The organism is Burkholderia cenocepacia (assembly GCF_014211915.1).
In the GTDB taxonomy this organism is placed as follows: domain Bacteria; phylum Pseudomonadota; class Gammaproteobacteria; order Burkholderiales; family Burkholderiaceae; genus Burkholderia; species Burkholderia orbicola.
The window spans coordinates 89,456-110,431 of sequence record NZ_CP060039.1; the positions used below are offsets into that span (position 1 = coordinate 89,456).

A 20,976-nucleotide genomic window follows, 5' to 3' on the forward strand; every position below is an offset into this window, starting at 1 on the left:
TTTATGCCGACTCACCCGCTGGTATTCCATGCCTCGCCCGACCAGACGATCGCCTGGCGCGACGGCTCGCCCGTCACCGTGCGCGCGTTCGTCTCCGACGTCGCGCGCGTGGCCGCCGCGCTGCCCGCCGGCAGCCACGTGTTCAACGTGTGCCGCGACCGCTATCGCTTCGCGGTCAGCCTGTGCGCGGCGCTCGTCGCCGGCAAGGTCAGCCTGCTGCCGTCGACGCACACGCCGGAAATGGTGCGCCAGCTCGCGTCGTTCGCGCCCGATGCGTTCTGCCTGCACGATGCGCCCGACTGCGCGATCGACCTGCCGCGCTTCGCGTACCCCGATGCCGCGCCGGGCGAGGCGCCGAGCGATACGCCGTTCGCCGTCCCGCGGATCGACGCGGCGCGGATCATGGCCTACGTGTTCACGTCCGGCTCGACCGGCGCGCCGGTGCCGCACCGCAAGACCTGGGGCTTCCTGGTCGGCTGCGTGCGCGCGGCGGCCGACCGCCTCGGGCTGCTCGACGGCCGCGCGGCCACGCTGATCGGCACGGTGCCCGCGCAGCACATGTACGGCTTCGAGTCGACGGTGCTGCTCGCGCTGATCGGCGGCCTCGCGTTCAGCAACCGCCAGCCGTTCTACCCGAGCGACATCCGCGACGAACTCGACACGATCCCGCAGCCGCGGGTGCTCGTCACGTCGCCGATCCACCTGCGTGCGCTGCTGTCGGCCGGCCATGCGCTGCCGCGCGCGGCGCTCGTGCTGTCGGCCACCGCGCCGCTGTCGGAGAAGCTCGCGTGCGAAGCCGAGGCCGCGCTCGACGCGCCGCTCGTCGAGATCTACGGCAGCACCGAGACCGGCCAGATCGCGACCCGTCGGACGTCGCAAGGCGCGGCGTGGGAACTGTTCCCGGACATCCGGCTCGACGCGCGCGCCGAACCGGATGGCGACGACAGCGGGCCGACCGTGTGGGTATCGGGCGGGCACGTCGAAGCGCCGGTGCCGATGGGCGACGCGCTCGAACTGCTCGGCGACGGCCGGTTCCTGCTGCACGGCCGCAAGGCCGACCTCGTCAACATCGCGGGCAAGCGCACGTCGCTCGCTTACCTGAACCATCAGCTCAACGCGATTGCCGAAGTGGTCGACGGCGTGTTCTTCATGCCCGACGAAGCCGCGCCGACGCACGGCGACACCGCCCGCGAACCGGTCACGCGGCTCGTCGCGCTGGTCGTCGCGCCGACGCTCTCGGTCGCCGATCTGCAGCGCGCGCTGCGCGAGCGGATCGATCCCGCGTTCATGCCGCGCCCGCTCGTGTTCGTCGATGCGTTGCCGCGCAACGAAACGGGCAAGCTGCCGCGCGACGTGCTGGCCGCACTCGTTGCGCAACATACGCGTAGCGCGGCGGCGACGGCCACGACGGCCATGCCGCCCGCGCCGCCGGCCGAACGCGACCCGGCCGGCCCGCCCGCGCTCGCGTTCACGATTGCCGTCGACCATCCCGCGCTGCCCGGCCACTTCCCCGGCCATCCGGTCGTGCCCGGCGTCGTGCTGCTCGATCACGCGATCCATACGCTCGGCGCGACGCTGAACCGTCCGCTGCATGCGTGGCGGCTCGGATCCGCGAAATTCCTGAGCCCGGTCGCGCCCGGCGAACCGCTCGATCTCGCGTACGACGCGGCAGCCAGCGGCGCGATCCGCTTCACGGTGCGCGCCGGGTCGCGCGAGGTCGCGACCGGCGTGCTGTCCGCCCCACCGCCCGCCGCGCAGGATGGCGCGCAGCCATGAAGCGCACCGCATGGGCCGAACGCCAGGAACGCAGCAACGCGGGTTTGCTGCGCGTCATGACGTGGATCTCGCTGCGCTTCGGCCGGCAGCGCGCGCGCATCGTGCTGCACCTGATCGCGACGTATTTCGTGCTGTTCTCGCCGATCGCGTGCGCGGCGTCCCGCGACTACCTGCGCCGCGTGCTCGGTCGCCCCGCGCGCTGGCGCGACGTGTACCGGCACGTGTTCACGTTCGCGGCGACGATCCACGACCGCATCTACCTGATGAACGGGCGCTTCGACCTGTTCGACATCCGGCTGCACGGCGAAACGCTCGTCGACGACGCGCTCGCGGGCGGGCGCGGCGCGTTCCTGATGGGCGCGCACCTCGGCAGCTTCGAGGTCGTGCGCGCGATCGGCCGCACGCATCCGGACCTGCGCGTGGTCGTCACGATGTACGAGAAGAACGCACGCAAGATCAACGCGACGCTCGCCGCGGTGAACCCGGCCGCGCAGCCGGAAGTGATTCCGCTCGGCCAGGTCGACTCGATGCTGAAGGTGCGCGAGCGCCTCGACGCGAACTGCATGGTCGGCATGCTCGCCGACCGCACGCTGCTCGACGATGCCGCCGCGTCGCTGCGGCGCGTGCCGCTGCTCGGCGCGCCGGCCGCGTTCCCGCTCGGCCCGCTTTACATGGCCGCGATGCTGAAGCGCCCGGTGATCTTCATGACGGGCCTCTATCGCGACGGCAACCGCTACGACGTGCACTTCGAGACGCTCGCCGATTTCTCCGACGTGCGGCGCGACGCGCGCGCGGCGGCGGTCGATGCGGCGCTCGCGCGCTACGTCGCGCTGCTCGACAAGTACTGCCGCGCGGCGCCGTACAACTGGTTCAACTATTTCGATTTCTGGCAAGGCGGCGATGCCGCGGCCGCAACCGCGCGCCGCGAGACGGCGCACGCCGGCGCCGACCTGCCCGCCACGAGGGATTCCGACGCATGACCGCCGTTCGCCGCCGCCCGTTCCCGTTTTCGTCGGGCCGCCTCCACCGCGCGGCCCGCGTGCTCGCCGCCACCGCCGCGATCGTGCTGGCCGTGCCGGCGCACGCGGCCGATACCGGCTCGACCTGGACCCTCGACCGGCTGATGTCGACGCTCGCGCAGCACAAGTCGGGCCGGGCGACCTTCACCGAGACGAAGACCCTGTCGATTGCCACGCAGCCGGTCGAATCGTCGGGCGAACTGATGTTCGTCGCGCCCGACCATCTGGAAAAGCACACGCTGAGCCCGAAGCCCGAACATCTGGTCGTCGACGGCGACATGCTCACCGTCGAGCGCAACAACCGCAAGTACACGCTCGCGCTCGCGCGCTATCCGGAGCTCGGCGCGTTCATCGACAGCATCCGCGCGACGCTCGCCGGCAACCGCTTCGCGCTTGAACGGGTGTACAAGGTCGCCCTGTCCGGACGCGGCGACGACTGGACGCTGACGCTCACGCCGCTCGACTCGCGGATGCTGAAGGTCGTCAGCACGATCACGCTCGACGGCACGCGCGACGTGCTGCGCAGCGTCGCGGTCCGGCAGGCCGACGGCGATCGTTCGGTGATGCGCCTGCAACCCGTGGCGGCGAACGCGAACTGATGGACGAGCGCACCCGATCCTCACCCGTCGCCCGCCGCGTGCCCGCGTGGCGGCAGCGCGCGGTGCTCGTGTGGCTGCTCGCGCTGGTCGCGTGCGGCATCGCGATCGGACGCGCGCACTTCACGGCCGACCTGTCCGCGTTCCTGCCGAACGCGCCGAGCGCCGGGCAGCGCGTGCTCGTCGACCAGTTGCGCGACGGCATCGTGTCGCGCCTGATCCTCGTCGCGATCGACGGCGGCGACGCGGGCACGCGCGCCGCGCTGTCGCGGCGCGTCGCCGGCACGCTACGCGCCGATCCGCAGTTCGCGGCCGTGCACAACGGCGAAGCCGCGAACGACGCGCGCGACCGGCAATTCATCTTCGCTCACCGCTATCTGCTGAGCCCGGCCGTCACGCCGCAGCGCTTCAGCGCCGACGGCCTGCACCAGGCGCTCGGCGACAGTCTCGACCTGCTGAGTTCGTCAGCCGGCCTCGTCGCGAAGGCAATGCTGCCGCGCGACCCGACCGGCGAAGTCGCCGCGCTCGTCGACGAGCTCGACCGCGCGGCCGAACCGGCGAGCCGCGACGGCGTGTGGGCGTCGCGCGACGGCACGCGCGCGGTGCTGGTCATGCAGACGGCCGCCGCCGGCTCCGATACCGACGCGCAGGCCCGCGCGATCGACGCCGTGCGCCGCGCGTTCGCGGCCGCGACGCAAGCCGTGCCGAACGCGGCCGGCACCTCGCTCGCGATGACGGGCCCCGGCGTGTTCTCGGTCGACACGCGCGACACGATCCGGCACGACGTCGAACGGCTGTCGACGGCGAGCGTCGTGCTGATCGTCGCGCTGCTGCTCACGCTGTACCGTTCGCCGCGCACGCTCGCGCTCGGCCTGCTGCCGGTGCTGACGGGTATCGCGGCCGGGATCGCGGCGGTCAGCGTCGCGTTCGGCACGGTTCACGGGCTGACGCTCGGGTTCGGCACCACGCTGATCGGCGAAGCCGTCGACTATTCGATCTACCTGTTCGTGCAATCGGCGCAGGCCGGTACGCGCGGCGACCCACGCCCGGCCGACGCGACGCGCGCGTGGGTCGCCGCGTACTGGCCGACGATCCGGCTCGGCGTGCTGACGTCGGTGTGCGGATTCGCATCGATGCTGTTCTCCGGGTTCCCCGGCCTCGTGCAGCTCGGGCTCTATTCGATCGTCGGGCTGACGGCCGCCGCGCTCGTCACGCGCTTCGTGCTGCCGCATCTGCGTGGCGAGCATGTCGCGATCCGCGACGTATCCCGCGTCGGCGCCGTGCTCGCGCGCGCGGCCGACGCCGCGCCGCGGCTGCGCTGGCCGCTCGCGGTGCTCGTGGTCGCCGCCTGCGCGACGCTCGCGCTGCATCGCGACGCCCTGTGGAGCCGTGAGCTCGCCGCGCTTAGCCCCGTGCCGGCACAGGCGCAGGCGCTCGACGCACGGCTGCGCGCCGATGTCGGTGCGCCCGACGTGCGCTACCTCGTCGTCATTGCCGCACCAACCGAACAGGCCGCACTCGAAGGCGCGGAAAAAGTCGCCGCGCAATTGCAGCCGCTCGTCGACCGGGGTGCGCTCGGCGGTTTCGAGAACCCCGCCCGCTATCTGCCGAGCGACGCCGCGCAGCGCGCGCGTCAGGCGAGCCTGCCGGCTGCGGACGCACTCGCCGAACGGATGCGCGATGCCGTCGCGCATCAGCCGATCACGGTGAAGCCCGATCTGTTCGCACCGTTCCTCGCCGACGTCGACGCCGCGCGCCACGTGCCGCTGCTGACGCGTGCGGACCTGCGCGGCACGTCGATGGCGCTCGCCGTCGATGCGCTGCTGACCGAACGCGACGGCCGCTGGAGCGCGATGCTGCCGCTGCGTGCGCCGGACGCCGCGCGCGCCGGGCAGCCGGCGTCGAGCCTCGACGCCACGCCGATTCGCGCCGCCGTCGCACGCGCGGGCGTGCCCGATGCGCTGTTCGTCGACATGAAGGCCGAAGCCGATCGGTTGTACGTGAGCTACGTGCATGAGGACATCCGGCTGTCGCTCGCAGGATTCGCCGCGATCGCCGTGCTGCTGCTGATCGCGCTGCGCTCGCTGCGCCGCGCCGCGCGCGCCCTTGCGCCGCTCGTCGCCGCCGTGCTGGTCGTGACGGCCGGTTTCGCGCTCGCCGGCGTGCAACTGACGATCCTGCACCTCATCGGGATGCTGCTGATCGTCGCGGTCGGCTCGAACTATGCGTTGTTCTTCTGCCGGCGCGACGACGCGCAGCCCGTCACGCCGCATACGCTCGTGTCGCTGCTGATCGCGAACCTCGCGACGGTCGCCGGCTTCGGGCTGCTCGCGCTGTCGCGCGTGCCGCTGCTCGAAACCTTCGGGCTGACCGTGGGCCCCGGCGCGATGCTCGCGCTCGCGTTCGCGGCGATTCTCGCGCCGCGCGCCGCAGAGACGGCGGCGGCGGGCGGCAATCGTGAACGAGGAGGCCGCGCATGAACGTGCCGCCTTGCGTTCCACCACGCGATGCCGGCGACGCGCGCCGCTGGAAGCCGACGCCGCTGATCGCCGGCGCCGCCGCGCTGCACGCGGGCGCGGCCGCCGCGGTGATCGCGCAACCGGCCACGTGGCCGTGGGCCGTCGGCGGCGTGGTCGCGTCGCATCTCGCGCTGACCGCGGCCGGGTTGTGGCCGCGCAGCACGCTGCTCGGCCCGAACTGGACGCGCCTGCCGGCCGGCGCGGGCCGCCGCATCGCACTGACGATCGACGACGGTCCGGACCCGGACGTGACGCCGCGCGTGCTCGACCTGCTCGACCGTTACGACGCGCGCGCGACGTTCTTCTGCATCGGCGATCTCGCGCGCCGCCACCCACTGTGGATCGAGGCGATCGTCGCGCGCGGCCATGCGGTCGAGAACCACAGCCAGCGGCACCGCCATACGTTCTCGCTGTCGGGGCCGGCCGCACTGCGGCGCGAAATTGCGGCCGCGCAGCAGACGCTGACCGACATCGCCGGCACGCGCCCGCTGTTCTTCCGCGCGCCGGCCGGCCTGCGCAATCCGTTTCTCGAACCGGTGCTGTGCGAATTCGGGCTGCAACTCGCGAGCTGGACGCGGCGCGGCTTCGACACGCGTGCGCGCGACGCCGCGACCGTCACGCGCCGCCTGCTGCATGGGCTCGATGCGCGCGACATCCTGCTCGTGCACGACGGTCACGCGGCGCGCGACACGCGCGGCGAACCGGTCGTGCTCGACGTGCTGCCCGCGGTGCTGCGCGCGGCCGCCGACGCGCAGTTGCCCTGGACCACCCTGCGCGCGGCGCTGGCGCCCGAACCGCCCGGCCGGCCGGGCGTTCCGGCACCCCCGTTTGATAAAATCTGACCTCGAACGGCGCGCGTGCCAGCCCTGCTGCGGCGCCCGCTCCGGCCACCGGATGCGACCCTCGTGAACCCTCTCCTGCTCTCGCACTTCACCGCCACCAGCTGCATCGGCCGCGGCCTCGACGCGACCCTCGATGCGCTGCGCCACGCCCGCGGCGGCCTCGTGCCGTGCAACTTCGAGCGTGCGGATCTCGACACGTGGATCGGTGCGGTGGACGGCGTCGATGCGCACCCGGTGCGCGCCGATCTCGCCGACTTCGACTGCCGCAACAACCGCCTTGCGCAACTTGGCCTGACGCAGGACGGCTTCGACGCGCGCGTCGCGGCGGCGGTCGCGCGCTACGGCGCCGCACGCGTTGGCGTGTTCGTCGGCACGAGCACGGCCGGCATCCTCGAAACCGAACGCGCGTACCAGTGCCGCGATCCGGCAAGCGGCGCGCTGCCCGCCGACTTCCGCTACGCGCACACGCACAACCCGTATTCGCCGGCCGCGTTCGTGCGCGCGTATTTCGCGCTGCGCGGGCCGGCGATGGCGATCTCGTCCGCGTGCTCGTCGGGCGCGAAGGTGTTCGGCTCCGCGCGCCGCATGATCGAGGCCGGGCTGATCGACGCGGCCGTCGTCGGCGGCGTCGATTCGCTGTGCCTGACCACGCTGTACGGCTTCAATTCGCTCGAACTGCTGTCGCGCCAGCCGTGCCGGCCATTCGACGTCGCGCGCGACGGCATCTCGATCGGCGAGGCCGCCGCGTTCGCGCTCGTCGAGCGCGTCCCTGCCGCGCCCGCCACGCTCGACGCCGACGCGATCCTGCTGCTCGGCATCGGCGAATCGAGCGACGCGCATCACATGTCGTCGCCGCATCCGGAAGGGCTCGGCGCGCGCGCCGCGATCGAGCAGGCGCTCGCATCCGCCGGCCTCGACGCGCACGACATCGACTACGTGAACCTGCACGGCACCGCGACGCCGAGCAACGACGCAGCGGAAAGCCGCGCGCTCGGTGCGCTGTTCGCCCGCACGCCGTGCAGCTCGACGAAGGGCGCGACCGGCCACACGCTCGGCGCGGCCGGCGCGCTGGAGGCGATCGTCGCCGCGCTCGCGCTGCGCGAGCAGTTCGTGCCGGCCGGCGTCAACACGACGCAGCCCGACCCCGCGCTCGTCGCCGATTACGTGCTCGCGAGCCGCGACACGCGCGTGCGCGCCGTCCTCTCCAATTCGTTCGGCTTCGGCGGCACGAATTGCAGCCTGATCCTCGGCCGCGCCCAGCGCGTAGCCGGTCGCGCCCGCCGTTGAGGCTTGCCATGACACTCACCGCCTTCATCGAAAGCATCGGCCTCATCGGGCCGGGATTGAAAGACTGGACGCACGCGGCCGACGTGCTCGCGGGCCGCGCGCCCTACGTGCCCGCCCGCACCGAGCTGCCGCCGCCGGCCGGGCTACCGTCTGCCGAACGGCGCCGCACGGGCCCGGTCGTGCGCACGGCGCTCGCGGTCGGCCACGAAGCGGTGGCCGCGAGCGACCGCGACGCCGCGACGCTCGCGACCGTGTTCAGCGCATCCGGCGGCGACGGCCAGAACTGCCACGCGATCTGCGAAACGCTGGCCGGCGACGATCGTCAGCTGTCGCCGACCCGCTTCCACAACTCGGTGCACAACGCGCCGGCCGGCTACTGGAGCATCGCGACCCGCGCGACGGCGACGTCGAACGTGCTGTGCGCGCACGACGGCAGCTTTGCCGCCGGCCTGCTCGAAAGTCTCTGCCAGGTCGTCGTCGATCGCGCGCCGAGCCTGCTGATCGCGTACGACACCGACTATCCGGAACCGCTGCGCGCGGTGCGGCCGATCGGCGATGCGTTCGGCGTCGCGCTCGTGTTCGCGCCGGAAGCGAGCGCGCGCACGCTCGCCCGCATCGACGTGCAACTCACCGATGCGCCCGCCACGACGCTCGTGCATGCCGAACTCGATGCACTGCGCGCCGGCAACCCGGCCGCCCGCGTGCTGCCGCTGCTCGAAGCGCTCGCCGCACGGCAATCGACGCGCGTCGTGCTCGACTACCTGGCCGATACGCGCGTGCAGGTCGACGTCGCAATGTCCGAACCCTTCGCGGAGCGCGAGCGATGACAGCCACGGTCGTATTGACCCCACCGCTCGACCATGCGTGGATTGCCACGCACATTCCGCACGCCGGCACGATGTGCGTGCTCGATTCGGTCGATGCGTGGGATACCGAACGAATCCGCTGCACCGCGACGAGCCACCGCGATCCAGACAACCCGCTGCGCGCGCATGGGCGGCTCGCGTCGGTCTGCGGCATCGAGTACGCGGCGCAGGCGATGGCCGTGCACGGCGCGCTGCTCGGCACGCACGAAGCCCGCCCGCGCGTCGGCTATCTCGCGAGCGTGCGCAACGTCGACGCATTCGTCGACCGCCTCGACATGTTCGAGCACCCGCTCACCATCGACGCGCAACGCGTGAGCGGCGACGGCCGCTCGGTGCTGTACGAATTCACGCTGCGCTGCGGCGAGCGCGTGCTGCTGTCCGGCCGCGCGGCGGTGATGCTCGACGCATCGGCCGCCGGCGCGTTTCAACCGGCGCCTGCCGGCAACACGAATCCTCGATGAAGAGGCTCACCTCAAGGAACCCGGTCGTGAAAGTTCGTCAGTTCATTGGCGCCACGCTCGTTCTGGCGCTGCTCGGCCCGCTCGCCCACGCGGACATGTCGGAAGTGAAGCAGGACATCAAGCGCGATTCGAAGGAAGCCGCGCACAAGACCGGCGACGCGGCGCGCAGCTTCGGCCACGCGACCGCGAGCGCCGCGAAGGCGGTCGGGCACGGCGTCGCGCATGCGTCGCGCGAAGGCTGGGAAGCCACCAAGCGCACGACGAAGCGGATCTTCCATAAGAACGACTCCGGCGAGTCGGCTGGAAAGGGCGAAAAGAACGACTGATCATGCATCCCGCGCGAGGGGCCGACGGCATGCGCGCGGGGCGTGACCGCTCATCGATCGGTCATCGAGCGTTCACCGATCGCGACGCGCCGGCGCCGCGCTCAGCGTGCACCGCGCATGCGGCGCAGCGACCTCGCCGGCTTGCGCGCGAAGCACTTGCCGTACGCGGCGAGCCAGCAATCGCGATGATCGAAGTTGCGCAGCAGCCGCGCGCGGCGCCGCTCGAGCCGGTAGAGCGAGGTCGCCATCGTCAGCGCGACGGCCAGTGCCGAGCCGCCGATCACGAGTCCCAGCCAGGTGTCGCCCATGCGTTCTCCGGAATGCGAGGCCGGAGCGGCGCGCCTGCCGCCGCTCCGGCACGGGATGGTGGGGAACGCGGCCCGCCCGGGCGCGGACGCCGTGCGGGCCGCCGCGCGTCAGTGCATGTGCTGACCGCCGTTGATCGCGATGTTGGAGCCCGTCACGAAGCCGGCCTCCTCCGAGCACAGGTAGGCCACCAGCGCCGCGACTTCCTCGGGCTTGCCGAGCCGGCCCGCCGGAATCTGCGGGAGGATCTTCGTATCGAGGATGTCCTGCGGAATCGCGGTGACCATCTTCGTCGCGAGATAGCCCGGCGACACCGTGTTCACCGTCACGCCCTTGCGCGCGACCTCGAGCGCGAGCGATTTCGTGAACCCGTGCATGCCGGCTTTCGCGGCCGCGTAGTTGGTCTGGCCGACCGCGCCCTTCGAACCGTTCACCGACGAGATGTTGACGATGCGGCCCCAGCCGCGCTCGACCATGCCGTCGCAGACCGGCTTCGTCATGTTGAACACGGAATCGAGGTTGGTGCGGATCACCGCATCCCAGTTGACCTTGTCGAGCTTGCGCAGCGTCATGTCGCGCGTGATCCCCGCATTGTTCACGAGAATGTCGACCGGGCCGACGTCGCGGACGATCTTCTCGATGCATTGCTGGCACGAGTCGTGATCGGCCACGTCCACCGGATACGCATGGAATTCGCGGCCGGCCGCATGCATCTCGGTCAGCCAGCGATCCGCGCCGGCATTGTTCGGCGAATACGTGACGACTACCCGGTGACCCGCGTCGTTCAACCGGATGCTGACCGCTTCGCCGAGGCCGCCCATCCCACCTGTCACAACTGCGATTCGCTTAGTCATACTATGAATTACCGACAAAAAAGTAATCGATGAAAGGCGGGGCGACGGCATCGCACCTGCTGCCGCCCCACCGCTTCGATGCGCAGCCGCCCGCGTCGCGGGCGCGGCACGCACCGGAACCTCGCGCGCGTTATTGACTGCCTGTCTTGCGCGAAAACCGCCTGGCTCGCCCGCGGCGCTGGCCCACGCCGCGAGCGAACCGTGTCGTCAGCCGCCGCTCAGACGCGCTCGACCGCAAGCGCGACGCCCATCCCGCCGCCGATGCACAGCGACGCCAGCCCGCGCTTCGCGTCGCGCCTGGCCATCTCGTGCAGCAGCGTTACCAGAATCCGGCAGCCCGACGCACCGATCGGATGGCCGATCGCGATCGCCCCGCCGTTCACGTTCACCTTCGACGTGTCCCAGCCCATCTGCTTGTGCACCGCCAGCGCCTGCGCCGCGAACGCCTCGTTGATCTCCATCAGGTCCAGGTCGCCCGGCGTCCAGCCCGCGCGCTCCAGCGCACGGCGCGACGCCGGCACCGGGCCCATGCCCATCACGCTCGGGTCCACGCCCGCGTTCGCGTACGCCTTGATCCGCGCCAGCGGCGTCAGGCCCAAGGCCGCCGCCTTCTGCGCCGACATCACCAGCACCGCCGCCGCGCCGTCGTTCAGCCCCGACGCGTTCGCCGCCGTCACCGAGCCGTCCTTCGAGAACGCCGGCTTCAGCCCGGCGAGCGACTCCGCCGTCACGCCGTGACGCACGAACTCGTCGGTCGCGAACTGCAGCGGCTCGCCCTTGCGTTGCGGGATCGACACCGGCACGATCTCGTCATTGAAACGGCCGGCCTTCTGCGCGGCTTCCGCCTTGTTCTGCGACAGCGCCGCGAACGCGTCCTGCTCTTCGCGCGTGATCCCGTATTCCTTCGCGACGTTCTCCGCCGTGATACCCATGTGGTACTGGTTGTACACGTCCCACAGGCCGTCGACGATCATCGTGTCGACCAGCTTCGCGTCGCCCATCCGGAAGCCGTCGCGCGAGCCCGGCAGCACGTGCGGCGACCCGCTCATGTTCTCCTGGCCGCCTGCGACCACGATCTCCGCGTCGCCCGCGATGATCGCGTTCGCCGCCAGCATCACGGCCTTCAGGCCCGAGCCGCACACCTTGTTGATCGTCATCCCCGGCACGGCCGTCGGCAGCCCCGCCTTGATCAACGACTGCCGCGCCGGGTTCTGCCCGGAGCCGGCCGTCAGCACCTGGCCCATGATCACTTCGCTGACCTGCTCGGGCTTCACGCCCGCACGCTCCAGCACCGCGCGGATCACCGTCGCGCCCAGTTCGGGCGCCGCAATCTTCGCGAGCGAGCCGCCGAATTTGCCGACCGCGGTCCGCGCGGCCGATACGATCACTACATCCGTCATGTTCAATCCCTGCATCGAAATCAGTTTGTCGTCGTGACGCCGGCACGAGGCGATCACACGTGGCGATGGCACGCGCCGCGCCAACCGGCGCAATCGCGGTCGGGGTCGCACGCCGCCGTCCGGACGGGCGGCGCCAATTCGCACCGGCGGCACGGCACACCGCCGCACGGGCACCATGCACGGACGTCTTGCGGCGCACCGGACGCTTGCCGGCCTCCGCGTGGCACACGCGGCGCCGGCGCCGTCCGGCGCCGATCAATCGTGTCGCGCCGACGCGCAACACGCATTCACGCGCGCCTTCATGCGCGCATTTGCGCGATTACGCAGCCGATTCGCGCGCAGCCGCTGCGTCCTTGCGGGCGGCGGCCGCCGTCTGCTTGGCGCCGCGCGTGGCCGTTTCGCTGACCGCATCGAAGCCGCTCTGCGCCGCTTCGATCGCCTGGCCCGTCGCCGCACGCACGGAGTCGGCCGCGGCGCTCGCCGCGGACAGCGCCGAATTCAGCGCGGCCACCACCGGCGCCGAGCCGGCCGGCGCGTGCTTCGACAGTTCGCCGAGCACGTCCTTCAGGCGCTTGTCGTTCTGTTCGTACTGCGCCTGCGCGACCTTCGCCCATTCGGACTGCGTCGACACCGCGATGTCGAACAAATGGCGGCCATACGACACGGCCTTGCCGGCCGCTTCCTGCGGCGCGGCGACCTGCTGCGCAAAGCCCGCGGCCGGGTTGTTGGCGTTGAACGCGTTCTTCAGCTTGTCCTCGTATTCCTCGAGCGCCGTCCGGGCCGCTTGCAGGTTGAGTTCGACGACGGCCTCGAAGCCGTGGATCGCCGGACGGGCGATCGCGAACCAGGCGGCGATACCGGATTGATAATCGGCGGCGAGTTTTTCGGGGGCAAATACGGACATCGGGCACGCTCCTGTTAGCAATGCGAGAGACGACGTAAAGAAAAATGGAAGCTGGATCGACAGACGCTTCCTTATTGACAACCCGTCACCTGTTTAAGCACGGGCAGTTGAAGGAAGTCATTCTAGAGCGATTAATTGTCAATTAAGTGGCATTAATGATAGGTATAAACCCTTATTACCCTATACGGCGACCGCCGAGGCCCGCTGCACGCCGATATCGCGAATGACCAACCCGAGCGGCTCCGACCCGCAATGCCTTTTTACCTTTTTGCAGCATAGCGCATCGTGACATCGCGCAATATTTACCCATTCATTATTCTGTTTATTAGAAAACCGGCCTTCATTGAAAATGGAGCCGCAGTCTATGTAATCGTTTTTCTGAATTTATTATGAAATCGTTTTCCGGATTATAAATGACGAATTCAATAATCGGAGGAATGACGAGTCGCGATAAAAAAGGCCGCTCGAAGCGGCCTTGGTCAATCCGGTCAGGCGCGGGCTCAGCCCGTCAGTTCGCGATGCAGCGCGCGGAACTCCTGCGCGAGCTTGTGCGACGGCTCGAGATGGATCACCGGCGTCGACTGCTGATGTGATTCGCGGATCTTCACCGACGCGGACAATCGCGACGCGAGCACCGGCAGCCCTTCGTCGACGAGCTCGTCCACCAGCCGCTGCGGCAGGCTCGCGCGCGGCTGGAACTGGTTGATGACGATCCCTTCCACCTCGAGCGCCGCGTTGTGGTCCTGCTGGATTTCCTTCACGTTCTCGAGCAGCGTGTACAGCGCGCGCCGCGAGAAATCGTCGCAGTCGAACGGGATCAGGCAGCGCTCGACCGCGATCAGGGCGGAGCGCGTATAGAAATTCAGCGCGGGCGGCGTGTCGATGTACACGGCGTCGTACATGTCGAGCTCGTTCAGCGCGTCGCGCAGCTTGTAGATCTTGTAGCGCGACTCGAGCTTGCCGTGCAGCGTATCGAGATCCGGATGCGCGGGCATCACGTCGAGCCCGTCGAACGGGGTCGCGTGGATGAACGACGCAACGTCGACCGGACGGAAGTTGAAGGTCAGCGCGGTTTCGAAGAAACCGGCGACGCCCGGTTGCGCGTCGGCCGCCGCGTCGCCCAGCAGGTAGCGCGTCGAGTTCGCCTGCGCATCGAGATCGATGACGAGCGTGCGCAATCCTTCGCTCGCGCTGATCGCCGCCAGGTTGCAGACGATCGTCGACTTGCCCACGCCGCCCTTCTGGTTGAATACGACCCGCCGCATGGTGTCCCCTCGATCGAAACGTCGAAACGGCCAGCTTAGCCGATCAATAATGGCGACCGCGTGACGCAGGTCGAATCGGGCGCGACGGGTATGTGACTTGGGCGCGGCACGCGTCAGACGCGCGGCGCCGCGCCCGATACGTATCGATTGCCGGGCACGCTCCACCGCCACGGCAGATCCTGGCCGACGCGAATGCCGATGCGCGGCCCGCCCGCCAGATCGGCGGGTGGCGCCATCCCGTCGTCGACGATCGCGAATCCTTCGCGCGCGCCGACCAGATCGACGCCATCCTGCGCGCCGCCGATCCCCATCGCCTGCGTCAATCGAGCCGGGCCGCGGCACAGGTCGCGATCGCGCGTGCGCGGCGGCCGCGCCGCGCGCATCTGCTCGAGCCCGTGCAGCGGCTCCAGCGCACGGATCAGCACGCCCGTTCCCGCGCCGGCCGGGCCGCACACGCAGTTGCAGCACCAGTGCATGCCGTACGTGAAATAAACGTAGAAGTGCCCGGGCGGCCCGAACATCGTCGCGTTGCGCGGCGTCTTGCCGCGATAGGTGTGCGCCGCCGGATCGAGCGCGCCCGCATACGCTTCCACTTCGACGATGCGGCCGGCCCGGCCGTCCGCTGCCGCGAGGATCTTGTTCAGGAGTTGCGGCGCCACCTCGGTGGCCGTGCGGTTGAAGAATGCGCGCGGCACGATGGTGCCCGGCCACGGCGCCGCCGTCTTACTGCGTCGCATCATGCCGGTCCTTCATCGCGGCGAGATGAAGCTCATGATACGCATCGACCAGATCGTCGAGCCCGAACGCAAGGTTTCTGCCGCTGGGGTTGGGGAGCACCCACACCCGCGCCTGGTGGATAGGGGACGGCTGCAATCCCCACGCGACTTCCCGTTGCCCCGACAACGCCGAATACGCCGCCTTGCCGAGAAACGCGACGAAGCGCGGCGCATGATGCGCGATCTTCTGCTCGAACCCGGCGGCCGCGGCCACGAATTCCGCGCGCGACAGCTGATCGGCGCTGGCGGTCGGCCGCGGCACCACGGCCGTCAGCCCGCAGCCGTAACGGAGGATCTCGCGATCATCCTTCGGCGAAATTTCCGTCGGCGTGAAGCCCGCGAGATGGATCACGCGCCAGAAGCGGTTGTTTCTCCCCGCGAAGTGATGACCGGTCGCGGCCGCGATCAGGCCGGGATTGATCCCGCAGAACAGGACGTCGAGATGGGGCGCGATGAGGTCGGGGAGTGCGTCAACCACGGTTCACCCAAGGTGCGGCGTGCAGGAACCACGTAAACGAAACGAGGCCCGAAAACCCGGGCCAAGCGACTGGCTTGACTCGGACATTCGGGCCCATCGTGATGCAGGATGCCGACTGGCGATCAGAACGGAATATCGTCGTCCATCTCGTCGAAGCCGCCGCCTGCCGGTGCGCTCGGACGGCTCTGGCCGCCGCCACCCGCACCGCCACGCGCCGCGCCGCTGGCACGGCCGCCGCCGCCGCCGCCACCGCCGCGCTCCGCCTGCTCGCCGCGACCGCCGCCGCCACCACCGTAGCCGCCGCCATAACCGCCTTCGTCACCGCCACCACCACCGCCGCCCGAACCGCCGCGGCCGCCGAGCATCTGCATCTGTTCGGCGACGATTTCGGTCGAGTAACGGTCCTGGCCGTCCTGGCCCTGCCACTTGCGCGTGCGGATGCGGCCTTCGATATAGACCGACGACCCCTTCTTCAGGTATTCGCTGACGATCTCCGCCAGACGGCCGAAGAACGCGACGCGATGCCACTCGGTCATTTCCTTGAAATCGCCGCTTGCCTTGTCCTTGTAGCGATCGGTCGTCGCGAGACGGATGTTCGCAACCGCGTCGCCGCTCGGCAGGTAACGGACTTCAGGATCGGCGCCGAGGTTGCCGACGAGGATGACCTTGTTGACGGATGCCATGTGTTTCTCCAGTAAATTCGATGCGGGGCCCGCCGCGTGTATCGCCGCAGGGGCCCGCCGGGGCAAGCCGGCGCGCTGCCGATGCCTGCCCGAAATAAAAGGTTCAGGCCTTGCGCGGCGGCGCTTTCATGCTGGCCGCGATTATAAGCCAGGCAGCAACGAGCCCCGAACAGGTATAAAACACCGTGTTCGCGCCGCCGTGCTTCAGCAGCCAGCCGCCCACGATGCCGCCGAGCGCGAGCCCGATCGACTGCGTGGTGTTGTAGACGCCCGTGGCCGCGCCCTTGCGCGAACCCGGCGCGAGCTTCGACACGAGCGACGGCTGCGACGCTTCCAGGATGTTGAAGCCGAGGAAGTAGACGAAGAGGATCGCCGCCACAATCAGAATGGTATGCGGTGCGCTGCCGAGCAACAATTGGCCGATCAGGATAGCCAGAATGCCGCCGAGCAGCACCGGCTTCATCTTGCCCCGTTTTTCCGCGACGATGATCGCCGGCACCATCATCACGAACGCGAGCCCCATCACCGGCAGGTAAACCTTCCAGTGCGCGGCGACCGGCAGTCCGCCGTCGACCAAGAGGCGCGGCACGACCAGGAACAGCGCCGTCTGCGTCGCATGCAGCACCAGCACGCCAAAGTTCAGGCGCAGCAACTCGACGTTGTGCAGCACCTCGGCGAACGGCGCGCGCACGTGCACGGGCTTCGCCGCGTCGGGCACGATCCACAGCACGACGCCGATCGCGAGGATCGACAGCACGCCGACGATCGTGAACAGCCCGCTCATCCCGACCCAGTGGAACACGATCGGCGCACCGACGATCGCGACCGCGAACGACACGCCGATCGAGCCGCCGACCATCGCCATCGCCTTCGTGCGGTTCTGCTCGGAGGTCAGGTCGGCGATGAACGCGAGCACCGCCGACGACACGGCGCCCATCCCCTGGATCACGCGGCCGACGATGATCCACGTGATGTCGTGCGCGAACGCGGCGACGAAGCTGCCGAGCGCGAAGATCACGAGCCCCGTGGCGATCACCGGCTTGCGGCCGAACTTGTCGGACGCCCAGCCGTAGAAGATATAGAACAGCGACTGCGTGACGCCGTAGGCCCCGAGCGCGATCCCGACGAGCAGCACGTTGTCGCCGCCCGGGATGGTTTTCGCATAGACCGAGAACACCGGCATGATCATGAACAGGCCGAGCATGCGCAACGCGAAGATCGCCGCGAGCGACGTGGTCGCGCGCAGTTCGGGCGCAGTCATGCGGGAAGACGTGGCAGACGGATTGGACATCGGGAATGAATTTCGAATGATCGGAATGTCCGCCCGGCAGCGGGCGGCGGAAGATCAGGACCGGCGGCCTGGCGGCCTTTCGGACGACACGTCGGGGCCGGATGCAGACGGCCTGCGGGCCGCCCGGAACCGTGCGGCGCGACCGCTTTCCCCGGCGCAGGTGTCGCCTTGCTGCCACCTGCTGTAAAGGCTGGGGCCGTAAACGACGGTCTCGAAAAGCCGTTATAGTAGCAGGTTTGGTTCCCTCCATTTTCGCCAGGTTCATGGAACAGATCCGTATCCGTGGGGCACGCACCCACAACCTGAAAAACGTCAATCTCGACCTGCCGCGCCACAAGCTGGTCGTGATTACCGGGTTGTCCGGGTCGGGCAAGTCGTCGCTCGCGTTCGACACCCTTTATGCCGAAGGCCAGCGCCGCTACGTGGAGAGCCTGTCCGCGTACGCCCGCCAGTTCCTGCAGCTGATGGAGAAGCCCGACGTCGACCTGATCGAGGGGCTGTCGCCGGCGATCTCGATCGAGCAGAAGGCCACGTCCCACAACCCGCGTTCGACCGTCGGCACGGTCACGGAAATCCACGACTACCTGCGACTTTTGTACGCACGGGTCGGCACGCCGTACTGTCCCGATCACGACATCCCGCTCGAGGCGCAGAGCGTGTCGCAAATGGTCGACGCGGCGCTCGCGCTGCCCGAGGAAACCAAGCTGATGATCCTCGCGCCCGTCGTCGCGGATCGCAAGGGCGAGCATGCCGAGCTGTTCGAGGACATGCAGGCGCAGGGCTTCGTGCGCTTTCGCGTGCGCTCGGGCGGCGGCGCCGCGAACGAAGGCGCCGCGAAGATCTACGAGGTCGAGTCGCTGCCGAAGCTGAAGAAGAACGACAAGCACACGATCGACGTCGTCGTCGATCGCCTGAAGGTGCGCCCGGACATGAAGCAGCGGCTCGCCGAATCGTTCGAAACCGCGCTGCGCCTCGCCGACGGCCGCGCGATCGCGCTCGAGATGGATACCGATCGCGAGCACCTGTTCAGCTCGAAGTTCGCGTGCCCGATCTGCTCGTACTCGCTGCAGGAGCTCGAGCCGCGCCTGTTCTCGTTCAACAACCCGATGGGCGCGTGCCCGGAATGCGACGGCCTCGGCCAGATCACGTTCTTCGACCCGAAGCGGGTCGTCGCGCACCCGTCGCTGTCGCTTGCCGCCGGCGCGGTGAAGGGCTGGGACCGTCGCAACCAGTTCTACTTCCAGATGCTGCAGAGCCTCGCGGCGTTCTACGAATTCGACATCGACGCCGCATTCGAGGATCTGCCCGAAAAGATCCGCAAGGTGCTGCTGTTCGGGTCGGGCAAGCAGACGATCCCGTTCTCGTACATCAACGAGCGCGGCCGCACGACGATCCGCGAGCACGTATTCGAAGGGATCATCCCGAACCTCGAGCGCCGCTATCGCGAGACCGATTCGGTCGCGGTGCGCGAAGAGCTGTCGAAGTACCAGAACAACCAGCCGTGCCCGTCGTGCGACGGCACGCGCCTGCGCCGCGAGGCGCGCCACGTGCGGATCGGCACCGGCGACCACGCGCGCGGCATCTATGAGATCAGCGGCTGGCCGCTGCGCGACGCGCTCGGCTATTTCGACGGGCTGACGCTCGAAGGCGCGAAGCGCGAGATCGCCGACAAGGTGATCAAGGAAATCGTCGCGCGCCTGACGTTCCTGAACAACGTCGGCCTCGACTACCTGTCGCTCGAGCGCAGCGCAGAAACCCTGTCGGGCGGCGAGGCGCAGCGCATCCGGCTCGCGTCGCAGATCGGCTCGGGGCTCACGGGCGTGATGTACGTGCTCGACGAGCCGTCGATCGGCCTGCACCAGCGCGACAACGACCGCCTGATCGCAACGCTCAAGCACCTGCGCGACCTCGGCAACTCGGTGATCGTCGTCGAGCACGACGAGGACATGATCCGCACGGCAGACTACGTCGTCGACATGGGCCCCGGCGCGGGCGAGCACGGCGGCGTCGTGGTCGCCGAAGGCACGCCGAAGCAGGTGCAGTCGAATCCGCAGTCGCTGACGGGCCAGTACCTGCTCGGCAAGCGCGTGATCGAGTACCCGGACGAGCGGCTCGCGCCCGATCCGGAGCGGATGCTGCGCATCATCGACGCGCACGGCAATAACCTGAAGCACGTCGATCTCGAACTGCCGGTCGGCCTCCTGACCTGCATCACCGGCGTGTCGGGCTCCGGCAAGTCGACGCTGATCAACGACACGCTGTATCACGCGGTCGCGCGCCACCTGTACGGCTCGGCGGCCGAACCGGCGCCGCACGAGGCGATCGAGGGCCTCGAGCACTTCGACAAGGTGATCAACGTCGACCAGTCGCCGATCGGCCGCACGCCGCGCTCGAACCCGGCCACGTACACGGGCCTGTTCACGCCGATCCGCGAGCTGTTCTCGGGCGTGCCGACGTCGAAGGAGCGCGGCTACGATCCGGGCCGCTTCTCGTTCAACGTGAAGGGCGGCCGCTGCGAATCGTGCCAGGGCGACGGCGTGCTGAAGGTCGAGATGCACTTTTTGCCGGACGTCTACGTGCCGTGCGACGTGTGCCACGGCAAGCGCTACAACCGCGAAACGCTCGAAGTGCAGTACAAGGGCAAGAACATCAGCGAAGTGCTCGACATGACGGTCGAGCATGCGTACGAGTTCTTCAGCGCGGTGCCGGTCATCGCGCGCAAGCTGAAGACGCTGCTCGACGTCGGCCTCGGCTACATCCGCCTCGGCCAGTCGGCCACGACGCTGTCGGGCGGCGAGGCGCAGCGCGTGAAGCTGTCGCTGGAACTGTCGAAGCGCGACACCGGCCGCACGCTGTACATCCTCGACGAGCCGACCACCGGCCTGCACTTCCACGACATCGCGCTGCTGCTGGAAGTGATCCACCGGCTGCGCGACCAGGGCAACACGGTCGTGATCATCGAGCACAACCTCGACGTGATCAAGACGGCCGACTGGGTGATCGACCTCGGCCCCGAAGGCGGTGCCGGCGGTGGCCAGATCATCGCGCAGGGCACACCCGAGCAGGTCGCGAAGACGAAGGCGAGCTTCACCGGCAAGTACCTCGCACCGCTGCTCAAGCGTCCGACCCGCAAAGTCGCGGCCGGCTGACGCCCGTTCCACCCTGCCCGCGCGCGGCCGCCCGGCCGCTCGCTCGTCGTAGCCGCCGCGCCCCCTCGTTTTCCCTTCTGCGTTTACACCACGCGCCAAACGGCCCGTTTGCGGACCATAATGGCAGCTATACTTTACGGTCGTAAGGTTCGCCATCCGCACCAATCCGGTGCGGCGC

The 20,976-nt window shown here is 69.3% G+C and carries 19 protein-coding genes; 10 read left to right on the top strand and 9 right to left on the bottom strand.

Features of this window, described 5'->3' with window-relative positions; translation table 11 throughout:
- Positions 1-3 precede the first annotated feature (3 nt).
- The 9 genes from SY91_RS00415 to SY91_RS00455 all read left to right on the top strand — a co-directional run bounded on the left by SY91_RS00415 (position 4) and on the right by SY91_RS00455 (position 9,692).
- Positions 4-1,776: an acyl-CoA synthetase family protein gene (locus SY91_RS00415; protein ID WP_023478064.1), complete on the top strand. Its 1,773-nt coding sequence runs from the start codon at positions 4-6 to the stop codon at positions 1,774-1,776.
- Positions 1,773-2,756, top strand: a complete 984-nt coding sequence (locus tag SY91_RS00420; protein ID WP_023478063.1) for a Lysophospholipid acyltransferase — start codon at positions 1,773-1,775, stop codon at positions 2,754-2,756. The genes SY91_RS00415 and SY91_RS00420 overlap by 4 nt, the downstream gene beginning before the upstream one ends.
- Complete coding sequence (locus SY91_RS00425) at positions 2,753-3,394, top strand: outer membrane lipoprotein carrier protein LolA (protein ID WP_023478062.1); 642 nt, start codon at positions 2,753-2,755, stop codon at positions 3,392-3,394. Before SY91_RS00420 ends, SY91_RS00425 begins: the two co-directional genes overlap by 4 nt.
- A complete protein-coding gene (locus SY91_RS00430; RefSeq protein ID WP_185920994.1) occupies positions 3,394-5,871 on the top strand; it encodes an MMPL family transporter in 2,478 nt (825 codons plus the stop codon). The genes SY91_RS00425 and SY91_RS00430 overlap by 1 nt, the downstream gene beginning before the upstream one ends.
- Positions 5,868-6,752: a polysaccharide deacetylase family protein gene (locus SY91_RS00435; RefSeq protein ID WP_185920995.1), complete on the top strand. Its 885-nt coding sequence runs from the start codon at positions 5,868-5,870 to the stop codon at positions 6,750-6,752. Before SY91_RS00430 ends, SY91_RS00435 begins: the two co-directional genes overlap by 4 nt.
- A 63-nt stretch (positions 6,753-6,815) precedes the next feature.
- A complete protein-coding gene (locus SY91_RS00440; protein ID WP_105797750.1) occupies positions 6,816-8,039 on the top strand; it encodes a beta-ketoacyl-[acyl-carrier-protein] synthase family protein in 1,224 nt (407 codons plus the stop codon).
- 8 nt (positions 8,040-8,047) lie between these two features.
- On the top strand, positions 8,048-8,866 hold the full coding sequence (locus tag SY91_RS00445; protein ID WP_185920996.1) for a beta-ketoacyl synthase chain length factor: 819 nt from the start codon (positions 8,048-8,050) through the stop codon (positions 8,864-8,866).
- The gene (locus SY91_RS00450; protein WP_023478193.1) at positions 8,863-9,366 is read left to right on the top strand and encodes a hotdog family protein; all 504 of its coding nucleotides are present in this window, start codon (positions 8,863-8,865) and stop codon (positions 9,364-9,366) included. Before SY91_RS00445 ends, SY91_RS00450 begins: the two co-directional genes overlap by 4 nt.
- Positions 9,363-9,692 carry a hypothetical protein gene (locus SY91_RS00455; protein WP_006477808.1) on the top strand — a complete coding sequence of 110 codons (330 nt, stop codon included), beginning with the start codon at positions 9,363-9,365 and terminating at the stop codon, positions 9,690-9,692. Before SY91_RS00450 ends, SY91_RS00455 begins: the two co-directional genes overlap by 4 nt.
- A gap of 101 nt (positions 9,693-9,793) precedes the next feature.
- Here the strand turns inward: SY91_RS00455 and SY91_RS00460 are convergent, their stop codons facing one another.
- The 9 genes from SY91_RS00460 to SY91_RS00500 form a co-directional block, all read right to left on the bottom strand.
- Positions 9,794-10,000: a hypothetical protein gene (locus tag SY91_RS00460; protein ID WP_006477807.1), complete on the bottom strand. Its 207-nt coding sequence runs from the start codon at positions 9,998-10,000 to the stop codon at positions 9,794-9,796.
- Between the two features lie 108 nt (positions 10,001-10,108).
- Positions 10,109-10,852, bottom strand: coding sequence for an acetoacetyl-CoA reductase (phbB, locus tag SY91_RS00465; protein ID WP_034174402.1), 744 nt, complete (start codon positions 10,850-10,852; stop codon positions 10,109-10,111).
- A gap of 218 nt (positions 10,853-11,070) precedes the next feature.
- On the bottom strand, positions 11,071-12,252 hold the full coding sequence (locus SY91_RS00470) for an acetyl-CoA C-acetyltransferase (protein ID WP_185920997.1): 1,182 nt from the start codon (positions 12,250-12,252) through the stop codon (positions 11,071-11,073).
- Positions 12,253-12,571: 319 nt separating this feature from the next.
- A complete protein-coding gene (gene phaP, locus SY91_RS00475; protein ID WP_011694404.1) occupies positions 12,572-13,156 on the bottom strand; it encodes a TIGR01841 family phasin in 585 nt (194 codons plus the stop codon).
- A gap of 500 nt (positions 13,157-13,656) precedes the next feature.
- Positions 13,657-14,421 (bottom strand): ParA family protein, encoded by a 765-nt coding sequence (locus SY91_RS00480; protein WP_023478107.1) that lies wholly within the window; start codon positions 14,419-14,421, stop codon positions 13,657-13,659.
- Between the two features lie 113 nt (positions 14,422-14,534).
- The gene (locus SY91_RS00485) at positions 14,535-15,158 is read right to left on the bottom strand and encodes a DNA-3-methyladenine glycosylase (protein ID WP_023478108.1); all 624 of its coding nucleotides are present in this window, start codon (positions 15,156-15,158) and stop codon (positions 14,535-14,537) included.
- Entirely contained in the window at positions 15,145-15,675 is a 531-nt protein-coding gene (gene mug / locus SY91_RS00490) for a G/U mismatch-specific DNA glycosylase (RefSeq protein WP_023478109.1), read from the bottom strand. The genes SY91_RS00485 and mug overlap by 14 nt, the downstream gene beginning before the upstream one ends.
- 122 nt (positions 15,676-15,797) lie before the next feature.
- Positions 15,798-16,358 (bottom strand): single-stranded DNA-binding protein, encoded by a 561-nt coding sequence (locus tag SY91_RS00495; protein ID WP_185920998.1) that lies wholly within the window; start codon positions 16,356-16,358, stop codon positions 15,798-15,800.
- Between the two features lie 103 nt (positions 16,359-16,461).
- Complete coding sequence (locus tag SY91_RS00500; RefSeq protein WP_006477799.1) at positions 16,462-17,649, bottom strand: MFS transporter; 1,188 nt, start codon at positions 17,647-17,649, stop codon at positions 16,462-16,464.
- A gap of 263 nt (positions 17,650-17,912) precedes the next feature.
- Between SY91_RS00500 and uvrA the strand changes: the two genes are divergently transcribed.
- Complete coding sequence (gene uvrA / locus SY91_RS00505; protein ID WP_006477798.1) at positions 17,913-20,798, top strand: excinuclease ABC subunit UvrA; 2,886 nt, start codon at positions 17,913-17,915, stop codon at positions 20,796-20,798.
- Positions 20,799-20,976: the final 178 nt, after the last annotated feature.